General features: G+C 67.6%; 16 protein-coding genes. 11 read left to right on the top strand and 5 right to left on the bottom strand.

Annotated elements, in window-relative coordinates; translation table 11 throughout:
• Positions 1–17 precede the first annotated feature (17 nt).
• Positions 18–2,063, top strand: coding sequence for an MMPL family transporter (locus JF52_RS0106890; RefSeq protein ID WP_033105553.1), 2,046 nt, complete (start codon positions 18–20; stop codon positions 2,061–2,063).
• Between the two features lie 3 nt (positions 2,064–2,066).
• On the opposite strand, the gene JF52_RS16880 is transcribed toward JF52_RS0106890, so the two are convergent.
• Positions 2,067–2,240, bottom strand: coding sequence for a CsbD family protein (locus JF52_RS16880; protein ID WP_084595647.1), 174 nt, complete (start codon positions 2,238–2,240; stop codon positions 2,067–2,069).
• 656 nt (positions 2,241–2,896) lie between these two features.
• On the opposite strand from JF52_RS16880, the gene JF52_RS0106885 reads away from it, so the two are divergent.
• Entirely contained in the window at positions 2,897–3,103 is a 207-nt protein-coding gene (locus tag JF52_RS0106885; protein ID WP_033105552.1) for a cold-shock protein, read from the top strand.
• A 71-nt stretch (positions 3,104–3,174) separates the two neighbouring features.
• Here the strand turns inward: JF52_RS0106885 and JF52_RS0106880 are convergent, their stop codons facing one another.
• Genes JF52_RS0106880 through JF52_RS0106870 form a run of 3 tightly spaced genes read right to left on the bottom strand, consistent with a single transcriptional unit; the run spans position 3,175 to position 5,835 of the window.
• Positions 3,175–3,843 (bottom strand): HAD hydrolase-like protein, encoded by a 669-nt coding sequence (locus JF52_RS0106880; protein WP_033105551.1) that lies wholly within the window; start codon positions 3,841–3,843, stop codon positions 3,175–3,177.
• 57 nt (positions 3,844–3,900) lie between these two features.
• Complete coding sequence (nucS, locus tag JF52_RS0106875; RefSeq protein WP_033105550.1) at positions 3,901–4,596, bottom strand: endonuclease NucS; 696 nt, start codon at positions 4,594–4,596, stop codon at positions 3,901–3,903.
• Between the two features lie 9 nt (positions 4,597–4,605).
• Positions 4,606–5,835, bottom strand: a complete 1,230-nt coding sequence (locus JF52_RS0106870; protein ID WP_033105549.1) for an MFS transporter — start codon at positions 5,833–5,835, stop codon at positions 4,606–4,608.
• 57 nt (positions 5,836–5,892) lie between these two features.
• On the opposite strand from JF52_RS0106870, the gene JF52_RS0106865 reads away from it, so the two are divergent.
• The 8 genes from JF52_RS0106865 (at position 5,893) to JF52_RS17230 (ending at position 14,320) form a co-directional block, all read left to right on the top strand.
• A complete protein-coding gene (locus JF52_RS0106865; protein ID WP_033105548.1) occupies positions 5,893–6,963 on the top strand; it encodes a LacI family DNA-binding transcriptional regulator in 1,071 nt (356 codons plus the stop codon).
• Between the two features lie 120 nt (positions 6,964–7,083).
• The gene (locus tag JF52_RS0106860; protein WP_033105547.1) at positions 7,084–10,029 is read left to right on the top strand and encodes a Na+/H+ antiporter subunit A; all 2,946 of its coding nucleotides are present in this window, start codon (positions 7,084–7,086) and stop codon (positions 10,027–10,029) included.
• Positions 10,029–10,613 (top strand): Na(+)/H(+) antiporter subunit C, encoded by a 585-nt coding sequence (locus JF52_RS0106855; protein WP_084595645.1) that lies wholly within the window; start codon positions 10,029–10,031, stop codon positions 10,611–10,613. Before JF52_RS0106860 ends, JF52_RS0106855 begins: the two co-directional genes overlap by 1 nt.
• Complete coding sequence (locus tag JF52_RS0106850; protein ID WP_033105546.1) at positions 10,610–12,163, top strand: Na+/H+ antiporter subunit D; 1,554 nt, start codon at positions 10,610–10,612, stop codon at positions 12,161–12,163. Before JF52_RS0106855 ends, JF52_RS0106850 begins: the two co-directional genes overlap by 4 nt.
• The gene (locus tag JF52_RS0106845; RefSeq protein ID WP_033105545.1) at positions 12,160–12,768 is read left to right on the top strand and encodes a Na+/H+ antiporter subunit E; all 609 of its coding nucleotides are present in this window, start codon (positions 12,160–12,162) and stop codon (positions 12,766–12,768) included. Before JF52_RS0106850 ends, JF52_RS0106845 begins: the two co-directional genes overlap by 4 nt.
• Positions 12,765–13,034, top strand: a complete 270-nt coding sequence (locus JF52_RS0106840; protein WP_033105544.1) for a monovalent cation/H+ antiporter complex subunit F — start codon at positions 12,765–12,767, stop codon at positions 13,032–13,034. Before JF52_RS0106845 ends, JF52_RS0106840 begins: the two co-directional genes overlap by 4 nt.
• The gene (gene mnhG / locus JF52_RS0106835; RefSeq protein WP_033105543.1) at positions 13,031–13,420 is read left to right on the top strand and encodes a monovalent cation/H(+) antiporter subunit G; all 390 of its coding nucleotides are present in this window, start codon (positions 13,031–13,033) and stop codon (positions 13,418–13,420) included. Before JF52_RS0106840 ends, mnhG begins: the two co-directional genes overlap by 4 nt.
• A gap of 57 nt (positions 13,421–13,477) precedes the next feature.
• Entirely contained in the window at positions 13,478–14,320 is an 843-nt protein-coding gene (locus JF52_RS17230; RefSeq protein ID WP_033105542.1) for a DUF2510 domain-containing protein, read from the top strand.
• 17 nt (positions 14,321–14,337) lie between these two features.
• On the opposite strand, the gene JF52_RS0106825 is transcribed toward JF52_RS17230, so the two are convergent.
• Positions 14,338–15,102, bottom strand: coding sequence for an alpha/beta fold hydrolase (locus JF52_RS0106825; protein ID WP_033105541.1), 765 nt, complete (start codon positions 15,100–15,102; stop codon positions 14,338–14,340).
• A 109-nt stretch (positions 15,103–15,211) separates the two neighbouring features.
• On the opposite strand from JF52_RS0106825, the gene JF52_RS0106820 reads away from it, so the two are divergent.
• Positions 15,212–16,507: an MFS transporter gene (locus JF52_RS0106820; RefSeq protein ID WP_052166821.1), complete on the top strand. Its 1,296-nt coding sequence runs from the start codon at positions 15,212–15,214 to the stop codon at positions 16,505–16,507.
• The last annotated feature ends 67 nt before the right edge of the window (positions 16,508–16,574 follow it).

Below are 16,574 nucleotides of genomic sequence, written 5' to 3'. Positions count from 1 at the left end.
GCTGATGGGCTGGATGCATGACAGCTACTCGCCCGCGCCTCCCCGACCGGCTCACATCCCGGCGGGGAGCCTGGATATCCCTCGGCATCGTGCTCCTCACCTTCGTGGCCCTGTTCGGGCTCTTCAGCCGTATCGACGGCCCGACCGGAAACGAGACGGCACCGCCGGACTCCGAGTCGTCGCAGGTGAGCGCGCTGCTGGAGGAGTTCGCGAATGCGGATGAGCAGTCGGTGCTCGTGGTCGCCTCTCGAGCGGATGCCGCAGACCTCTCCCTCGCAGACATCACCGCGCTGGAGGACATCGTGCCGGCGCTCGACGCGCACACCGGTCTGGAGTCCTCTGCACCGACCGTGAGCGATGACGGCGCGGCCGCGGTCATCGTCGCGCCGATCACGGTCGGCGCCGACAACGCTGAGACCGCCGACATCATCAAGGACCTGCGCACCGAGGTGGGCGACAACACGCCCGCCGGCCTCACGCTGCAGGTCACCGGAGGGCCGGCATTCGGCGCGGATGTCACGAGCTCCTTCGACGGCGCAGACTTCACACTGCTGCTCGTCACGATCCTCATCGTCGCGGTGCTGCTGATCGTCACCTACCGCTCCCCCATCCTCTGGCTGCTCCCGCTGGTGATCGTCGCGTTCGCCGACCAGCTCGCCGGCAAGGTCACCGGCGCCGTCGGCAACCTGCTCGACCTGCAGTTCGACTCGGGGATCATCAGCGTGCTGGTCTTCGGTGCCGGCACGAACTACGCGCTGCTGCTCATCTCCCGCTACCGCGAGGAGCTGTTCGTCGAAGAGAACCACCGTGCAGCATTGAGCACCGCGTGGCGCAAGACGATGCCGGCCATTCTCGCCTCGAACATCACCGTCGTCCTCGCGCTGCTCACGCTCGCGCTCGCCGTGATCCCCGGCACCCGCGGCCTCGGCATCTCCTCCGCCGTCGGTCTGCTGATCGCGCTCGCCGCGGTGCTGTTCGCTCTGCCGCCGCTCCTGGCGGTGTGCGGACGCAGGGTGTTCTGGCCGTTCGTGCCGAAGCCCGGCACGAACGCGGAACACGGCAAGGTGTGGAAGGGCATCGCCACCGGCGTGATGCGTCGTCCGTGGCTGAGTCTCGGCGCCGGTGTTCTCGTGCTGACGGTGATGGGCGCAGGTCTCGTGGGAACGACCGTCGGGCTCGATCAGGTCGAGAAGTTCCGCGTGCAGTCCGAGTCGGCGGCCGGTCTCGAGGTGCTCGGCGATCACTTCCCGCCCGGGGAGTCCCAGCCGATCTTCATCGTCGCGAACTCGGCAGAGGCCGACAGCGTGCTCGACAGCGTCGACGATGTCGACGGCGTGGTGCGTGCGAACCCGATCGGTGAGACGACCGACGGCGCGCTGACGAAGATCATGGTGACGGGCGAGTACGCGCCGGGAACACCCGAGAGCCTCGACCTCGTCACCGAGCTGCGTGACATCGTCCACGACGTGCCGGGTGCGGATGCCGTCGTCGGCGGTGCAGTGGCGACGGATCTGGATGCCAGGGCCGGAAACCAGCAGGATCTGCTGCTCATCGCCCCGCTCGTGCTCGCGGTGAGCTTCATCGTGCTGCTCGTGCTGCTGCGGTCGCTGGTCGCACCGGTGGTGCTGCTGCTGATCAACGTCGCGAGTGCAGCGGCGGCGATCGGCGCAGGCTCCTGGTTGAGCCGGGTTCTGTTCGATCAGCACGCGCTGGATCTGCAGGTGCCACTGCTGGCGTTCCTCTTCCTCGTCGCGCTGGGCATCGACTACACGATCTTCCTCGTGCATCGCGCCAGGGCCGAGGCCGAGAGCCACGGCACCCGTGAAGGAATGGTGCGGGCGGTCTCGCACACCGGCGCCGTCATCACCAGCGCCGGGATCGTGCTCGCAGCGGTGTTCGCGGCGCTCGGCGTTCTGCCGCTGGTGACTCTGGGCCAGCTCGGGCTGATCGTCGGGGTCGGCGTGATCATCGACACGCTGGTCGTGCGCACCGTGATCGTGCCGGCGGTGTTCGGGGTGCTCGGTGACCGGATCTGGTGGCCACGTCGCCGCCCGCCGCTCTGACGCTCAGTTCTCGAAGGCGTCCTTCGCCTTGTCCCCGGCCTTCTTGAGATCGGCCTTGGCCTGTTCGGCCCTGCCTTCGGCTTCGAGCTTCTCGTTGTCCGTGGCCTTGCCGGCGCCCTCCTTGAAGTGACCGGCGATGTCCTCGGCGGTGTGCTTCGCCTTGTCTCCAATGCCCATCGATCCATTCCTTTCGTCGGGGATCAGGTGATCCGTGTGAGCGACTCTCACACCGACTGGAAGATTCGGCGACGGGGTTGACGGGCGCGACGGCGAACGTTAGGAGCGAGCGGATGGCGCGTCAGCCCATGATTCGGGCTGGAGTCAGTCGCGGTTCGAGCGGGATGAGATGCCGGAGGCGAACTCCGTGCTGTGCATCCCATCCCGTCCCGAAACCTGCGGTCCCCGCGGGACGGGGTGATCGTCGTCCTTCTTCCCCAGAATCCGGATCTCGGCTTTCCCCAAAGCCCGACGATCAGCGCATGCAGTGGGCCCACTCGAGTAGGTCAGTCCCCAATGATCCATCCGCGGGAGCCACTATCGAGTCATCCTCCCACGGTTTTTCAGATTTGTCCCCCAAATGGGGGACAAGATTCATGGTTTGGGGTTAGGGTGTTTCGTGACGCACCCTCCGGTCGTCTTTGGCCCTCACCGCTCCCCCCGCGGTGAGGGCCGCACTATTCGACGGCCCTTTTCCCTGCGTGCACCCGGTGTGACGCTCGTGCAACATTTGGGTTACCTTCTGCTTCGGGCTGTTCCGCTCCGGCGCTGCACAGATATTGTGGGCATCGTCGGGGCACCCTGCGTCGACACACATTTCAGCAGAACGGCAGTACATGAGTACCCAAGGCACGGTCAAGTGGTTCAACTCGGAGAAGGGCTTCGGCTTCATCTCCCCCGATGACGGCGGCGCTGACGTCTTCGCGCACTACTCCGCCATTGAAGCAAGCGGCTACCGCTCACTCGACGAGAACCAGCGCGTCGAGTTCGAGGTTGCACAGGGCCCCAAGGGCCTGCAGGCCGAAAACATCCGCCCCATCTGAGGCCGATACACACGACGCTCCCCGCCGGGCGCACGTCAACAGCGCGCTCCCGGCGGGGAGCGACGTGCTCTCTACGTGAGAAGCAGGGCCCTGAGCGCGTCCGCGTCGGCAGCTCGGGACACCGCGCCGTCGCCCTCTGAGGCCTCGCCGAAACCCCACTCGGCGAAGATGACGGGCACACCGTGCTCAGCCGCGCCCTCCACATCGTGGTGGCGATCTCCGACGAGTACCGGGTTCGAGGTGTCGACACCCGCGGCCTGCAGCCGCTCCAGCGCCCAGCCGACCACATCCGACTTGCTGTCGCTGCGCCCGACCGTGCCGCTGCGCGCACCGGAGACGGCGGCGAACAGGCCGAGCAGATCATTGTGCTCGAGGATCGCGGTGACCTGATTCTCGGGCTTCGTGCTCGCGGTGGCCTGGGGGATGCCTGCGGCTGCGACCGCGCGGATGACATCGGGGATGCCGTCGTAGATGTCGACAGACGCGGCATAGCCGTCGCGGGCGGCGAGCGCGCGGTAGCGCGCAAGAGCATCCTCGGCCTGGGTCGCGCTCAGCCCCGCAAGGCTCTGGAAGGACTCGTACATCGGCGGTCCGACCCAGCGCGGCAGCGAAGCCGGGTCAGGTGCGGGCTGGCCGAACGACGCGAGCACTTCCATGAGACGAGGGAAGATGCCGGGGGTCGCATCGGCGATGGTGCCGTCGACGTCCCAGAGCACGCAGGAGTAAGGGGAGTGAGGCATCCTTCAAGCCTATGGGCAGCCGCCGGGTCGGCCGTACGCCACATCGCTCCGGAGCCGTCAGAACAGCCGCGGGACTCCGGACTCGATGCCCTTCATGTCGTCGTAGTCGAGAACCAGGCAGCGGATGCCGCGATCCTCGGCGAGCACGCGCGCCTGGGGCTTGATCTCCTGGGCGGCGAACACACCGTGCACGGGCGCGAGATGCGGATCGCGGCCGAGGAGTTCGAGGTAGCGGGTGAGCTGCTCGACGCCGTCGATGTCGCCGCGGCGCTTTATCTCCACCGCGATGGCAGCGCCCGCAGCATCCCGCACCATGAGATCGACAGGGCCGATCGCTGTCGGGTACTCGCGGCGAACCAGGGTCGCGCCCTCGCTGATCCGCTCGACCTGTTCGGCGAGCAGGCGCTGCAGATCGGCCTCGACGCCGTCCTTCTGCAGGCCGGGGTCGATGCCGAGCTCGTGTGCGGAATCGTGCAGCACCTCATAGATCTGCACGCGCAGTGCGTCGCCGGTCTTCTTGTGGGTGACGCGCCACACGTCGATGACGCCGGCGCCGGCCTCTTCCTCATCCGGGATCTCTGTGACGAGGGTGCAGGGAGGGCTCATCCAGTTCAGCGGCTTGTAGCTGCCGCCGTCGGAGTGCACGAGCAGACTGCCGTCCCCCTTGTGCACGAGCAGACGCGTGGCGAGGGGGAGGTGGGCATTGAGCCGGCCGGAGTAGTCCACGGCGCAGCGGGCGATGACGAGACGCACTCGACGAGCCTACTTCGTCGTCGAGCGCTCGGCGTTCGCCTTCAGCGGCCGGGCGGCGCCGGATGCGAATCCGGATGCCGCGACCAGCGCGACGAGGATGAACAGTGTGTTGAGCAGGCCGATGTGCTCACTGATCAGCCCGAGGATCGGCGGCCCGCCGAGGAACGCGACATAGCCGATCGTGGCCGCTGCGCTCACTCGCGCCGCAGCCTTGGCGGGGTCGTCGGCCGCCGCGGACATGCCGAGCGGGAAGCCGAGTGATGCGCCGACGCCCCACAGAGCCGCGCCGACGAAGACGAGGGGGAGTGTGGGCGCGAGGATGAACAGCAGGATGCCGCCGGTCGCCGCCACCGCGAGGATGCGCAGCACCAGCACGCGGCCGAAGCGGTCGACGAGCGGACCGCCGAAGATGCGCACCGTGGTCATCGCCACCGAGAACACCGTCAGCGCTGCGGCGCCCATCGCCGCGCCGCCGCCGTGGTCTTCGCTCGTGCCGAGTGCGAGCCAGTCGTTGGCCCCGCCCTCGGCGAAGGCCATTCCGAGCATCACGACGCCGAGGGCGTAGGTGCGCGGCTCGCGCCATGCCGACAATGCCACGTGCATGCGCTCGCGCCAATGCGGCTTCTCGCCGGACTCGGCGGGGTCGAGAGTCGCGTCACGGTTCGGCACGTTCGCGATGCACACGAACGCTGCGACGAAGATCAGCGCGGCGACCACCGTCGCGTGGAATGCGACCGTGAGGTGCGTGGTGGTGGCGACCCAGCCGAGGCCGGCTCCGATGACGGTGCCGAAGCTGAAGAACGCGTGGAACAGCGGCAGGATCGTCTTGCCCGCCTCCTGCTCGATGGCGGTCGCCTCGACGTTCATCATGACGTCGAGGCATCCGTTGCCGTACCCGAACAGCGCAAGGCCGATGATGACCACGGGGAACGACGCGAACACCGTCGTGCCGACACCGATCAGGACGAGACCGATCGCGAGGGTGATCATCAGCGCCAGCATGCCCCGGCGCGCGCCGATGCGCGCCATCACTGCCGGGCTCGTGGAGATTCCGAGGATCGACGCGATGCCCATGCCGAGCAGCAGCAGGCCGATCTGCGCGTTGTCGATGCCGAGGGCGATTTTGATGTCGGGCACGCGCGACGCCCAGGTCGCGATCGAGACGCCGCTGGCGAGGAAGATCGCGAAGATTGCGCCCCGCCAACGCACGTACTGCGAACGGGTGAGGGCGTGGTCCATGCAGAGAGCGTATCGAATCGATTCGATTTTCGGAAATGGTCGAGTTATCCTCGGATCATGACGTCGTCCTCAGCACCTGCGCCACGTCGCGCGACGCTCGCAGACGTCGCGCACGCTGCAGGCGTGTCGACGTCCACGGCATCCGTCGTCTTCAGCGGCCGCACGAGGGTCTCGGACGCGACGCGAGAGCGTGTGCTGGCGGCAGCGGCCGATCTCGGATATGCGGGTCCCGACCCGCGCGCGGCATCGCTTCGTCTCGGACGCAGCGGCATCGTCGCCGTCGTGCTCGAGGGGCACCTGCGGACCGCATTCCTGGACCCCGTGACGATTCCGATGATGGACGGGCTGACCGACGGCCTCGCCTCGCTCGGAGCGGGAGTGCTCCTGCTGCGCGACGAGCCGGGGGAGGGCGAGGTCCCCGCGCTGGCGACGGCACCGGTCGACGCCGTCGTGCTCATCGGATGCTCCGGAAGAACCCGCGCGTCACTGGAGATCGTCCGGGCCCGGGGCCTGCCGGTCGTCGTGATCGAGGGAGACGCGGGGGAGGGGATCCCGCAGATCACGCTCGACAATCGTGAGGCGGCGGCGGAGATGGCCAGGCACATCCAGGGTCTCGGACACGAGCGCGTCGCCGCCGTGACGCTGCCGTTGGACAGCGATCGCATCCGCGGGCGGGTCACCGACGAGCGACTGGGACGCGCGACGATCGACGTCACCATCGAGCGACTGGCCGGTGCGCGAGACGTCTACCCCGATCTGCCCGCGGTCTCGGCAGGCAGCAGTTCGATCGACGACGGCGTGATCGCGGGACGGGCGCTGCTCAGCGACCCTGCCGCCCGTCCCACCGCGATCCTCGCGCAGAGCGACCTTCTGGCTGCGGGCGTGATCCGCGCGGCGGAGGACCTCGGTCTTCGAGTGCCGGATGATCTCAGCGTCGCCGGCTTCGACGGCATCCGCGTCGACGGCATCGGACCGCACATGCTCACGACCATGGTGCAGCCAGCCGTCGAGAAGGGCAGAGCGGCGGGGGAGCAGGTGGCCCGGATGCTGCGCGGCGAGTCGCCGGAATCGATGCATCTCACCTGCCGATTCCGCGCCGGAACGACCACCGCTGCCCCCACCATCTGACCGCAGAGGCGAGATCCGACCGCACTTGCAGAATCCATGGAGGGCATGAACCGGTAAACTCGAAGAAACCCCCCGCCCGCCTGTGCCGCAAGGCCTCGACGAGCCATTGAGGAGCCGCTTATGCTGTTGCTCCTTGCCGTGTTCCTTCTCGGGGCTCTTCTTCTCCCCGCGTTGGTACGTTGGCTCGGGGCGCGAGCGTTCGCGATCGGCGCTCTCATTCCCGCTGCGGCATTCGTCCAGGCGCTGGTGATGACGCCGCAGGTTCTCGACACCGAATCGGTGCCGTTCGAGAGCGTGGAGTGGATCCCTCAACTCGGCCTGAACCTGTCGATGCGCATGGATGTGCTGGGCTGGGTGCTGACTCTCATCGTCACCGGTGTCGGGGCTCTGGTGCTGCTCTACTGCCGCTGGTACTTCCACGACGAGGCGGGTGAGCTCGGCCAGTTCGCCGGTGTTCTGCTCGGCTTCGCCGGTGCGATGTACGGGCTCGTGCTCACCGATGACCTCGTCATGCTCGTGATGTTCTGGGAAGTCACCAGCATCCTGTCGTACCTGCTCATCGGCCACTACCGCCGTCGCGCGGTGAGTCGTCGTGCCGCGCTGCAGGCGCTGCTGGTCACCACGCTCGGCGGACTCGTGATGTTCGTCGGCGTCGTGCTGCTGGTCGTCGACACCGGCACGTCGAGCATCACCGAGATGCTCGAGCTCGCCCCCACCGGCCCGCTCGTGAACGCCGCGGTCGTGATGCTGTTGATCGGCGCGCTCAGCAAGTCGGCGATCTTCCCATTCCACTTCTGGCTCCCCGGCGCGATGGCGGCGCCGACGCCGGTCAGCGCGTATCTGCACGCCGCTGCCATGGTCAAGGCCGGCATCTACCTCATCGCGAGGTTCGCTCCGATCTTCGCGCTTTCCGAGCCCTGGCGTCCGATCGTGATCTCGTTCGGCGTCTTCACGATGCTGCTCGGTGGAATCCAGGCTCTGCGTGAGACCGACCTCAAGCGCATCCTCGCCTTCGGCACGGTCAGCCAGCTCGGCTTCTTCACCGTCATGGTCGGCTACGGCACGCAGGCGACAGCACTAGCCGGTCTGGCGCTCGTGGTCGGGCACGCGCTGTTCAAGTCGGCGCTGTTCCTGATCGTCGGCATCATCGACCGTCAACTCTCCACCCGCGACATCGACGAGCTGTCCGGCGTGGGCAGGCAGGCCCCGGTCATGGCCACGATCGCGTTCATCTCCGTCGCGTCGATGGCGGGCATCGCCCCCACCGTCGGCTTCGTGGCGAAGGAATCGGCGCTCACCGGGCTGATCGACGATGCGCTGGGCGGCTCGCCGTGGGCACTCGTCGCCCTGATCGGCGTGATCCTGGGTTCCATGCTCACTGTGGCATATGGGGTCCGCTTCCTATGGGGGGCGTTCTGGAGGAAGCGCGACGTCATCGGCGCGCGCATTCCGGACACGGAATGGCCGGACCCTCCGGTGGGGTTCCTGTCGGCTCCGATGATCCTGGGCGGCGCGACCATCGCCCTCGGCATCGGCGCCCCGGCGCTCGACACCGCACTGTACGGCTACGCGGTGACCGCCGTGCCGGGCCTGAGCGCTGACGGAACGGCGAGCGAAGGTCCTGGGCACCTGGCACTGTGGCACGGGTTCGAGCCGGCGCTGGGCATCTCGGTCCTCACCGTCCTGCTCGGATTCGGGCTGTTCGTGCTCACGCGACGTACAGGCTGGGACCGCAAGGCGCGTCTTCTGAAGTTCACGGCCGCCGACGTCTACTTCGTGGTGATGCGCGGCGTCGACCGGCTCTCGGTCATCACAACGACCCTCACGCAGCGCGGTTCGCTGCCGGTCTACGTCGGCACGATCTTCATCGTGTTCGTGGCCGCGGAGACCACGGCGCTGCTCGCCAGCGACGTCGATCAACTGAATCTGTCGGCCTGGCACACCCCGACCCAGATCGCCGTCGCGCCGATCATGGCGATCGCCGCCGTCTTCGCGGTGCAGGCGCGAAAGCGCTACACCGGTGTGGTGCTCGTCTCGGTCACCGGCCTCGGCATGGTCTCGCTGTTCGCCACGAGCGGTGCCCCCGACCTCGCCCTCACCCAGATCCTCGTCGAGACCGTCACGATGGTCGCCTTCGCCCTCGTGCTGCGCCGGCTGCCGTCGCGCATGGGCGAGCACAACGCCTCTGTCTCCCGCATTCCGCGCGCCGTGCTGGCGATCGCTGTCGGCGTCACGATGGCCTTCATCGCCGTGGTCGCGACGCAGGCACGCATAACCGACCCGATCTCGATCTCGTTCCCCGAACTCGCCTACGAACTGGGCCGCGGGAAGAACGTCGTCAACGTCGCGCTCGTCGACCTGCGCGGCTGGGACACGATGGGCGAGCTCTCCGTCCTCGTACTCGCCGCCACCGGCGTGGCATCCCTCGTGTTCGTCACCCACCGCGCGGACATGCTGTCCCAGCGACCGTCGTTGCCCCAGCGCATCAGGCGGAAGGCCCGCATCGCGCCGCTCGTCGAGACGACCGACGGCATCCGCTTCCAGACCACCGAGAACCGCAGCAACCCGCGGGCATGGCTCATCGGCGGCCAGCAGATGAAACCCGAGAACCGATCGATCCTGCTCGAGGTGATCGTCCGCATCCTGTTCCACACGATCATCGTCGTCTCGATATACCTGCTCTTCGCCGGGCACAACGGGCCGGGCGGGGGCTTCGCCGGCGGACTCGTCGCGGGCATGGCACTCGTCATGCGATACATCGCCGGCGGACGCTGGGAACTCGGTGCCGCCGCGCCGACCGATGCCGGTCGCCTGCTGGGTGCCGGACTCATCCTCGCCGTCGGCACCGCCGTGCTCCCGTTGTTCTTCAACCTCGCACCTTTGAAGAGCTCGTTCTGGGAGTGGGAGATCCCCGGCCTCGGCCACATGGAGTTCGTCACATCGACGATCTTCGACGCGGGCGTCTACCTGGTCGTCATCGGGCTCGTGCTCGATGTGCTGCGCAGCCTCGGTGCCGAGGTCGACAGGCAGTCGCAGGAGATGCGGTCGCGGGGGGTGAGCGTCTGATGGATGTCTCGCTGACCCTCATCATCGTGATGGCGGTGCTCTTCGCCTGCGGCGTCTACGCGATGCTCGAGCGCAGCCTGACCCGCGTGCTCATCGGATTCCTGCTGCTGGGAAACGCCACGAACCTTCTGCTGCTCATAGTCATGGGAGTGCCGGGCAACGCGCCGTTCTTCGGCACCGAGGGCGACTTGAGCGATCCGCTCCCGCAGGCGCTCACGCTCACGGCGATCGTCATCACCTTCGCCGTCTCGGCATTCCTGCTCGCTCTGATCTACCGCTCCTGGCAGCTCGGCCAGGCCGACACGGTGGAGGACGACGAGGCCGACCTCGCTCTGCGTGCCCGCACAGATGAGGACGAGGACGTCATGGACGACGAGGACGACGTCGCCGACGAAGAAGCCACCACCGACTTCGTGGACGTGCGCACCTCGCCGATCACCGTGCTGCACATGCGCGATCATGCATCGATCCAGGACGACGCCCCGATGGATCGGCCGTGGGTACCGCGCTCGCGCCCTGAGCCCGTCGAAGGGCACGAGAACGCGCCCGACGCATCCTCCGACGATGAGGGGAATCGCACATGAACGCCCTAGTCCCCCTGCTCGTCGCCCTCCCGCTCCTCGGCGCCGCGATCACCCTGGTGTTCGGCCGCAGCCCTCGGCTGCAGGTGTTCGTCACCGTCGCCGCGCTCGCGGCGGTGGCCGTCATCGCCGCCGTGCTGCTCATCGCGGTCGACGGAGGCTCCCCGCTGGCCGTCTCGGTCGGCGGATGGCCGGTGCCGTTCGGCATCGTGCTCTACGTCGACCGGCTCGCCGCCCTGCTGGTGCTGATCTCCAGCATCGTGCTGCTCGCGGTGCTGCTCTTCTCCATCGGCCAGGGCGCCGCAGACGGGTCGGATGAGACGCCGATCTCGATCTTCAACCCGTCGTACCTGATCCTCGCGGCCGGTATCTTCAACGCCTTCATCGCCGGTGACCTGTTCAACCTGTACGTCGGGTTCGAGATCCTCCTCGTGGCGTCATACGTGCTCATCACACTCGGAAGCACCGAATCGCGCATCCGCACCGGAGCGGTCTACATCGTCGTCTCGCTCGTCTCGTCGATCCTCTTCCTCGCCTCGATCGCGATGATCTACGGCGCCCTCGGCACAGTGAACATGGCGCAGATCGCCGAGCGGATGGCAGAGCTCCCGCAGGAGACGCAGCTCGTGCTGCACCTGATGCTCGTGGTCGCGTTCGGCATCAAGGCGGCCATCTTCCCGGTGTCGTTCTGGCTGCCGGACTCCTATCCGACAGCGCCAGCGCCCGTCACGGCGGTGTTCGCCGGATTGCTGACCAAGGTCGGCGTCTACGCGCTGATCCGCACCGAGACGCAGCTGTTCGCCGACAACAGCATCGACACCCTGCTGCTGATCGTCGCGCTCGCGACCATGATCATCGGCGTACTCGGCGCCGTGGCGCAGGCCGAGCTGAAGAGGATCCTCTCGTTCACGCTGGTCAGCCACGTCGGCTACATGATCTTCGGATTGGCGATCGCGACACCGGCGGCGATCGGTGCGACGGTATACTACATCGTTCACCACATCGTCGTGCAGACGACTCTGTTCCTCGCCGTCGGACTCATAGAGCGCAGAGCCGGCAGCACGTCGATCCTCAGGGTCAAGGGGCTGCTGAAGGCGGCGCCGCTGCTCGCCGTGCTCTACTTCGTGCCGGCCATCAACCTCGGCGGTCTGCCGCCGTTCTCCGGGTTCATCGGCAAGTTCGCGCTCTTCGAAGCCGCGGCATCCGTCGGCACTCCGATCATGATGGTGCTGATCTTCGGTGGCATCGTCACCTCACTGCTCACCCTCTACGCACTGATGCGCGCCTGGAACCTGTCGTTCTGGCGCGAGGAGGAGGACTCGGCCGAGACTGACGGACGAATCGAGTACCTCGCAGGCGCGCCGGCCGCCGACGAGCAGCAGGAGCGCCGCCGCATCCCTCGGATCATGACGCTCGCGACCGGGGGGATGGTCGGCGTGACGCTGCTGCTGACGATCTTCGCCGGTCCGCTGTACGCGCTGTGCGATCGCATCGGCGACGCGCTGCTGCAGCCGGTCAGCCTCGTGCAGTTGGAGGAGGAGGTGGCCCCGTGAGTCCCGAGACCCAGCGTCATCGTCTTCACGACGTCTGGCTTCAGCTTCCGTTCCTCGCCTGGCTCATCGTGCTCTGGATGCTGCTGTGGAACCAGTTCACCCTGCTCTCGTTCGTCACCGGACTCGTCGTCGCCGTCTTCGTCACCCGCGTCTTCCGTCTGCCGACAATCGAACTCTCGGGGCGCGTCAACCTCTGGTACGGCGCGCTGTTCGTGGTGCAGTTCCTGTTCGCCGTCCTCCGCGGTGCGATCGCGGTGTCGGTGCAGGTGTTCGACTTCCGGCGCCAGCCGGGTGCGGCGATCATCGCGGTGCCGCTGAAGTACGCCGATGACCTGATCATGACGCACGTGTCGGTCACGTCTTCGCTGATCCCCGGGTCGCTGGTGGTCGAGACGGATCGCGATCGCCGGGTGCTCTACCTGCACATCATCGGCGTGCGCACACGAGCCGACGCGGATGCGCAGCGCGACGGGATCCTGCGCTGGGAGAAGCGGATCGTGAGGGCGCTCGGCAGCCCAGCGCAGTATCGTGCCCTGAAGGCCGACGAGCGCGCGGGAGCCGATGAGCGCGCGGGAGCCGATGAACGCGCGGGAGGTGGGCGATGAACATCCTGATGATCGTGATCATGGCTGTCTTCAGTGTTGCTGCGATCCTGACGCTATTCCGCATCATCCGCGGTCCGTCGATCCTCGACCGCGCCGTGGCATCCGACGTCCTCCTCACCGAGGTGATGTGTGTACTGGGCGCCGAGATGGCGATCAATGGGCACACACGCAGCATTCCGGTGATGCTCATCATCGCCGCCATCGGGGTGTTCGGATCGATCTCAGTCGCTCGATATGTGGCGCGAAGGGACAACACGACATCATGAACGTGTTCGACATCGAGATTCCGAATGCCGTCATCGACGTGACGGTGCTGGTGTTGATCCTGCTCGGCGCGGTGCTGTGCCTCTCCGCCGCGGTCGGGCTGCTGCACTTCCGCGATGTGCCCTCCCGCCTGCACGCGGCGACCAAGCCGCAGGTGCTCGGAGTGATCCTGATCTGCCTGGCCGTCGCGCTCGCGCAGCGCTCGGTCGGCGGCATCCTGCTCGGCCTCGCGCTCGTCGCACCCATCGTGCTGATGCAGTTCGCGACCGCACCGCTGTCCGCGCATATGGTGGGGCGCCAGGCCTATCGCAACGGCACGACGGAGGAGCGGCGGCTCGTCGTCGACGAGCTCGCCGAGTCGAAGCAGACCCCACCGGGGGCCGGGTAGTCCGAGCGGCGAGTCCGAAGTATCGTGGGCCGGAACGCGGACGACGGAGGGGGACGAGTGAACGCACAGCCGGGTTGGTATGACGCCGAGGTGCCTGGCGTGCAGCGCTGGTGGGACGGTGCGCAATGGACCGTGCATCAGCGCGGGGGCGAGTCGGTGTGGGCCGCGGCGCAGCCGATCCAGCACGCAGCATCCGCCGCTCCGATGGGCTGGTTCCCGGTGGCGGGCACTTCGGATGTGCGGTGGTGGGATGGTGCGGTGTGGACGCCATACCGTCTTCGAGATGGCAGGCCACGCCCGGATGCTTTCGCAATCGAACCGGGAAGCAACGGATTCGCACTCGGGATCGTCTTCATCGCGCTGAGCATCTCGCAGTTCAGCACCTCTCAGTTCATCGACGGGCAGCCCTTCTTCGCTTTCACACCGATGTTGTTCCTGGTCGTCGGTGCACTCTGGCTCATCGGAGGGTTTCGCACTCGCCAGCTGACCAGGCGCCCCGCTCCGTCGACTCCGCCGGTGTTCGATCCTTCGATCCGCCCGCTCCCCGGCGAGGTCGAAGGAGCCGGGGCGGGCTGGTTCGCAGTGTCCGGTTATGTGACCCGATGGTGGACCGGAACCCGGTGGAGTCCCTACGTCGGACAGAAGATCGGCGTTCGACCGACCCAGCACGGTGAGCGTTCGTACCGTGTCTCACTGATCGTCGGATGGGTCTTCGCCGTACTCGGCGTGATCGGCACTGTGCTCGGGTTCGTGCTGATCTACGCGCTGGATCGTTGGGTGGGCGTGGCCTTCGTCGTCCCCGGGCTGATCGGCGTGTTGGTCGGAGCGATCGCCCTGCCGATGACTTATGTCCGCCGGTACACCATGATCCTCCCGCCGCAAGCTCCACCGCTGAGCTGAGCGGCGGCGCGCTCGAGTCACAGCGAGCGGGCGAACTCCGAGATCAGGTCGGCGGCGAGGGCCGCATCGCTGATAAGTGTGCCGTGGCCGTGGTCGGGAATCTCCTTCATCTCGGCACGTCCGGGCACGAGAGAGACGATCTCGCGGCACCAGACCGCGGGAGCGAGGGGGTCGCGCTCACCGCGCACCACGAGCACGGGGCACTTCACCCTGGCGTACGCCTTCTCGGGTTCGTGCACCACGGTGGCGCGGATCTTCCGGATCAGATGCGGACCGCCGCGCAGGTACTCGCGCGCACCGCGCAGCAGCACGATCGGGCGCTCGCCGATCAGGTCGCGCAGCAGGTACGTCGCCTGTTCGCGGATGCTGCGCGTCGCACTGTTCACCGTGGGGCCGGCGAGCACCAGGCCGTCGACGAGCTTCGGATGCCGCGCCGCCAGCTCCGCGCCGATCTGGCTGCCCATCGAATGGCCGATGATGACGGCATCCGTCACGCCGATGCTGCGCAGGAACGCCGCGATCAGGTCGGCGTGGCGCGCCATGGTGAGGGTACGCTCGGGTTCGGGCGCCTCGCCGAACCCGGGAAGGTCGAGGGCGATGATGCGTCCGGGCAGGCGCTCGATGAAGTCGAGGTAGACGCTGCGGCCCATTCCGATCCCGTGCACGAGCACGTACGGACGCGCGCCGGTGCCGAAGTCCTCGGCGATGAGGGTCGCGCCGCCGTGCTCGAACTCGATGACGGATGCGGGCACGCCCTCAGGAGCGAGAAGACGGGAAGGCATGGAACGACCCTATCGAGGGATGCTGACCGTGAGCGACGCGCGAAGGCTGTGTCCGTGCCCTGTGTGAAACTGGCATGTGCCTTCGCAAGACCCGTCTCCGACTGCCTCCGTGAAACCGCGCGTGCGCGACCGCCTGGCGCAGACATTCTCCGACCCGGTGCTGCGCGCACTCGTCACTGCGACGGCTGTGTCGCGCATCGGCCGAGGTGTCTTCCTCACTGTCACCGTGCTGTTCTTCACCCTGATCATCGGGTTGAGCGCCGGCGAGGCCGCAGTGGTGCTCGCCGTCTCCAGCGCCTGCGGAGTGCTCGCCTCGTTCCTGGGTGGATGGCTCGCCGACCGATGGAGCGCGCGCCGACTGGCGTTCGTCTTCGAGACCCTCGGAGGGCTGCTGCTCGCGACCTACGCCTTCGCCGACTCCTTCGTAGCTGCCCTCGTGATCGCGAGCCTCGCCGGCTTCTTCGACACGATCGGGTATTCGGCGCGTTCGGCGATTATCGCCAGAGGGTTCGCACCGGAACGACGGGTGCATGCCCGTGCCGTGCTGCGCACGGTGACGAATCTGTCGATCGCGATCGGCTCGGGCATCGCCGCAGTGGCACTGGCTCTCGGAACCGCCGAGGCGTACCGGATCGTCATCGTCATCGCCGGCGTCATCGGCGTGCTCGGTGCATTGCCGCTGCTGCGACTGCCGGCATCCGTCGATGCGCCGGTGCGCGAAGTGGACGCCGTGCTCACGGAGACGGGATCCATCGACACCCACGGCACGGCCGAAGCCACGCTCGCCGCACCGAAGGACTGGCGCCGCCGTTCGCCATGGCGCGACCCGCGCTACCTGCTGCTCTCATTCCTCTCGGCGGTGTTCGGCATGCAGTTCGGCGTCGCCGAGCTCGGGATGCCGCTGTGGGTGACCCAGCGGACGAACGCTCCCGAGTGGGTCGTCGCGCTGCTGCTGATCGTCAACACCTCGCTCGTCGTGCTCTTCCAAGTGCGCGCGTCGCGCGGCACCCACGACGTGCGTATAGCGGGCAGGGTGACGATGATCGCCGGATGGCTGATGGCCGCGGCCTGCGTGATCTATGCGCTCGCGGCAGGGCTGCCGGCCTGGGTCGCGATCGTCGTGCTGATCGTGGCCGCCGTCACCCACACCTTCGCCGAGATCCTCTCCCAGGCGGGAGCGTGGGGGCTCAGCTTCGAGCTCGCCGATCCCGTGCGTGCCGGGGCCTATCAGGGCGTTTTCGGCATGGGGTTCTCGCTCGGCGCGCTCGCGTCGCCGATCGTCGTGAACGCGACCGCGATCACGTTCGGCCTGCTCGGCTGGGTGATGCTCGGTGGGATCTTCCTCGCCGCAGCCTTCGGCATCTGGATGATCTCGCGGCGTGCGGCCGCCGTCGTCGACGCCTGAGCTGCGCGCAGCCGAGCCGCGCGCAGCCGAGCCGCGCGCAGCCGAGCCGCGCGCAGCCGAGCCGGAG

The organism is Microbacterium profundi, from assembly GCF_000763375.1.
GTDB classification, from domain to species: domain Bacteria; phylum Actinomycetota; class Actinomycetes; order Actinomycetales; family Microbacteriaceae; genus Microbacterium; species Microbacterium profundi.
Note: the sequence above shows the minus strand (reverse complement) of the source record. Positions and strands in the feature narration are given on the sequence as shown.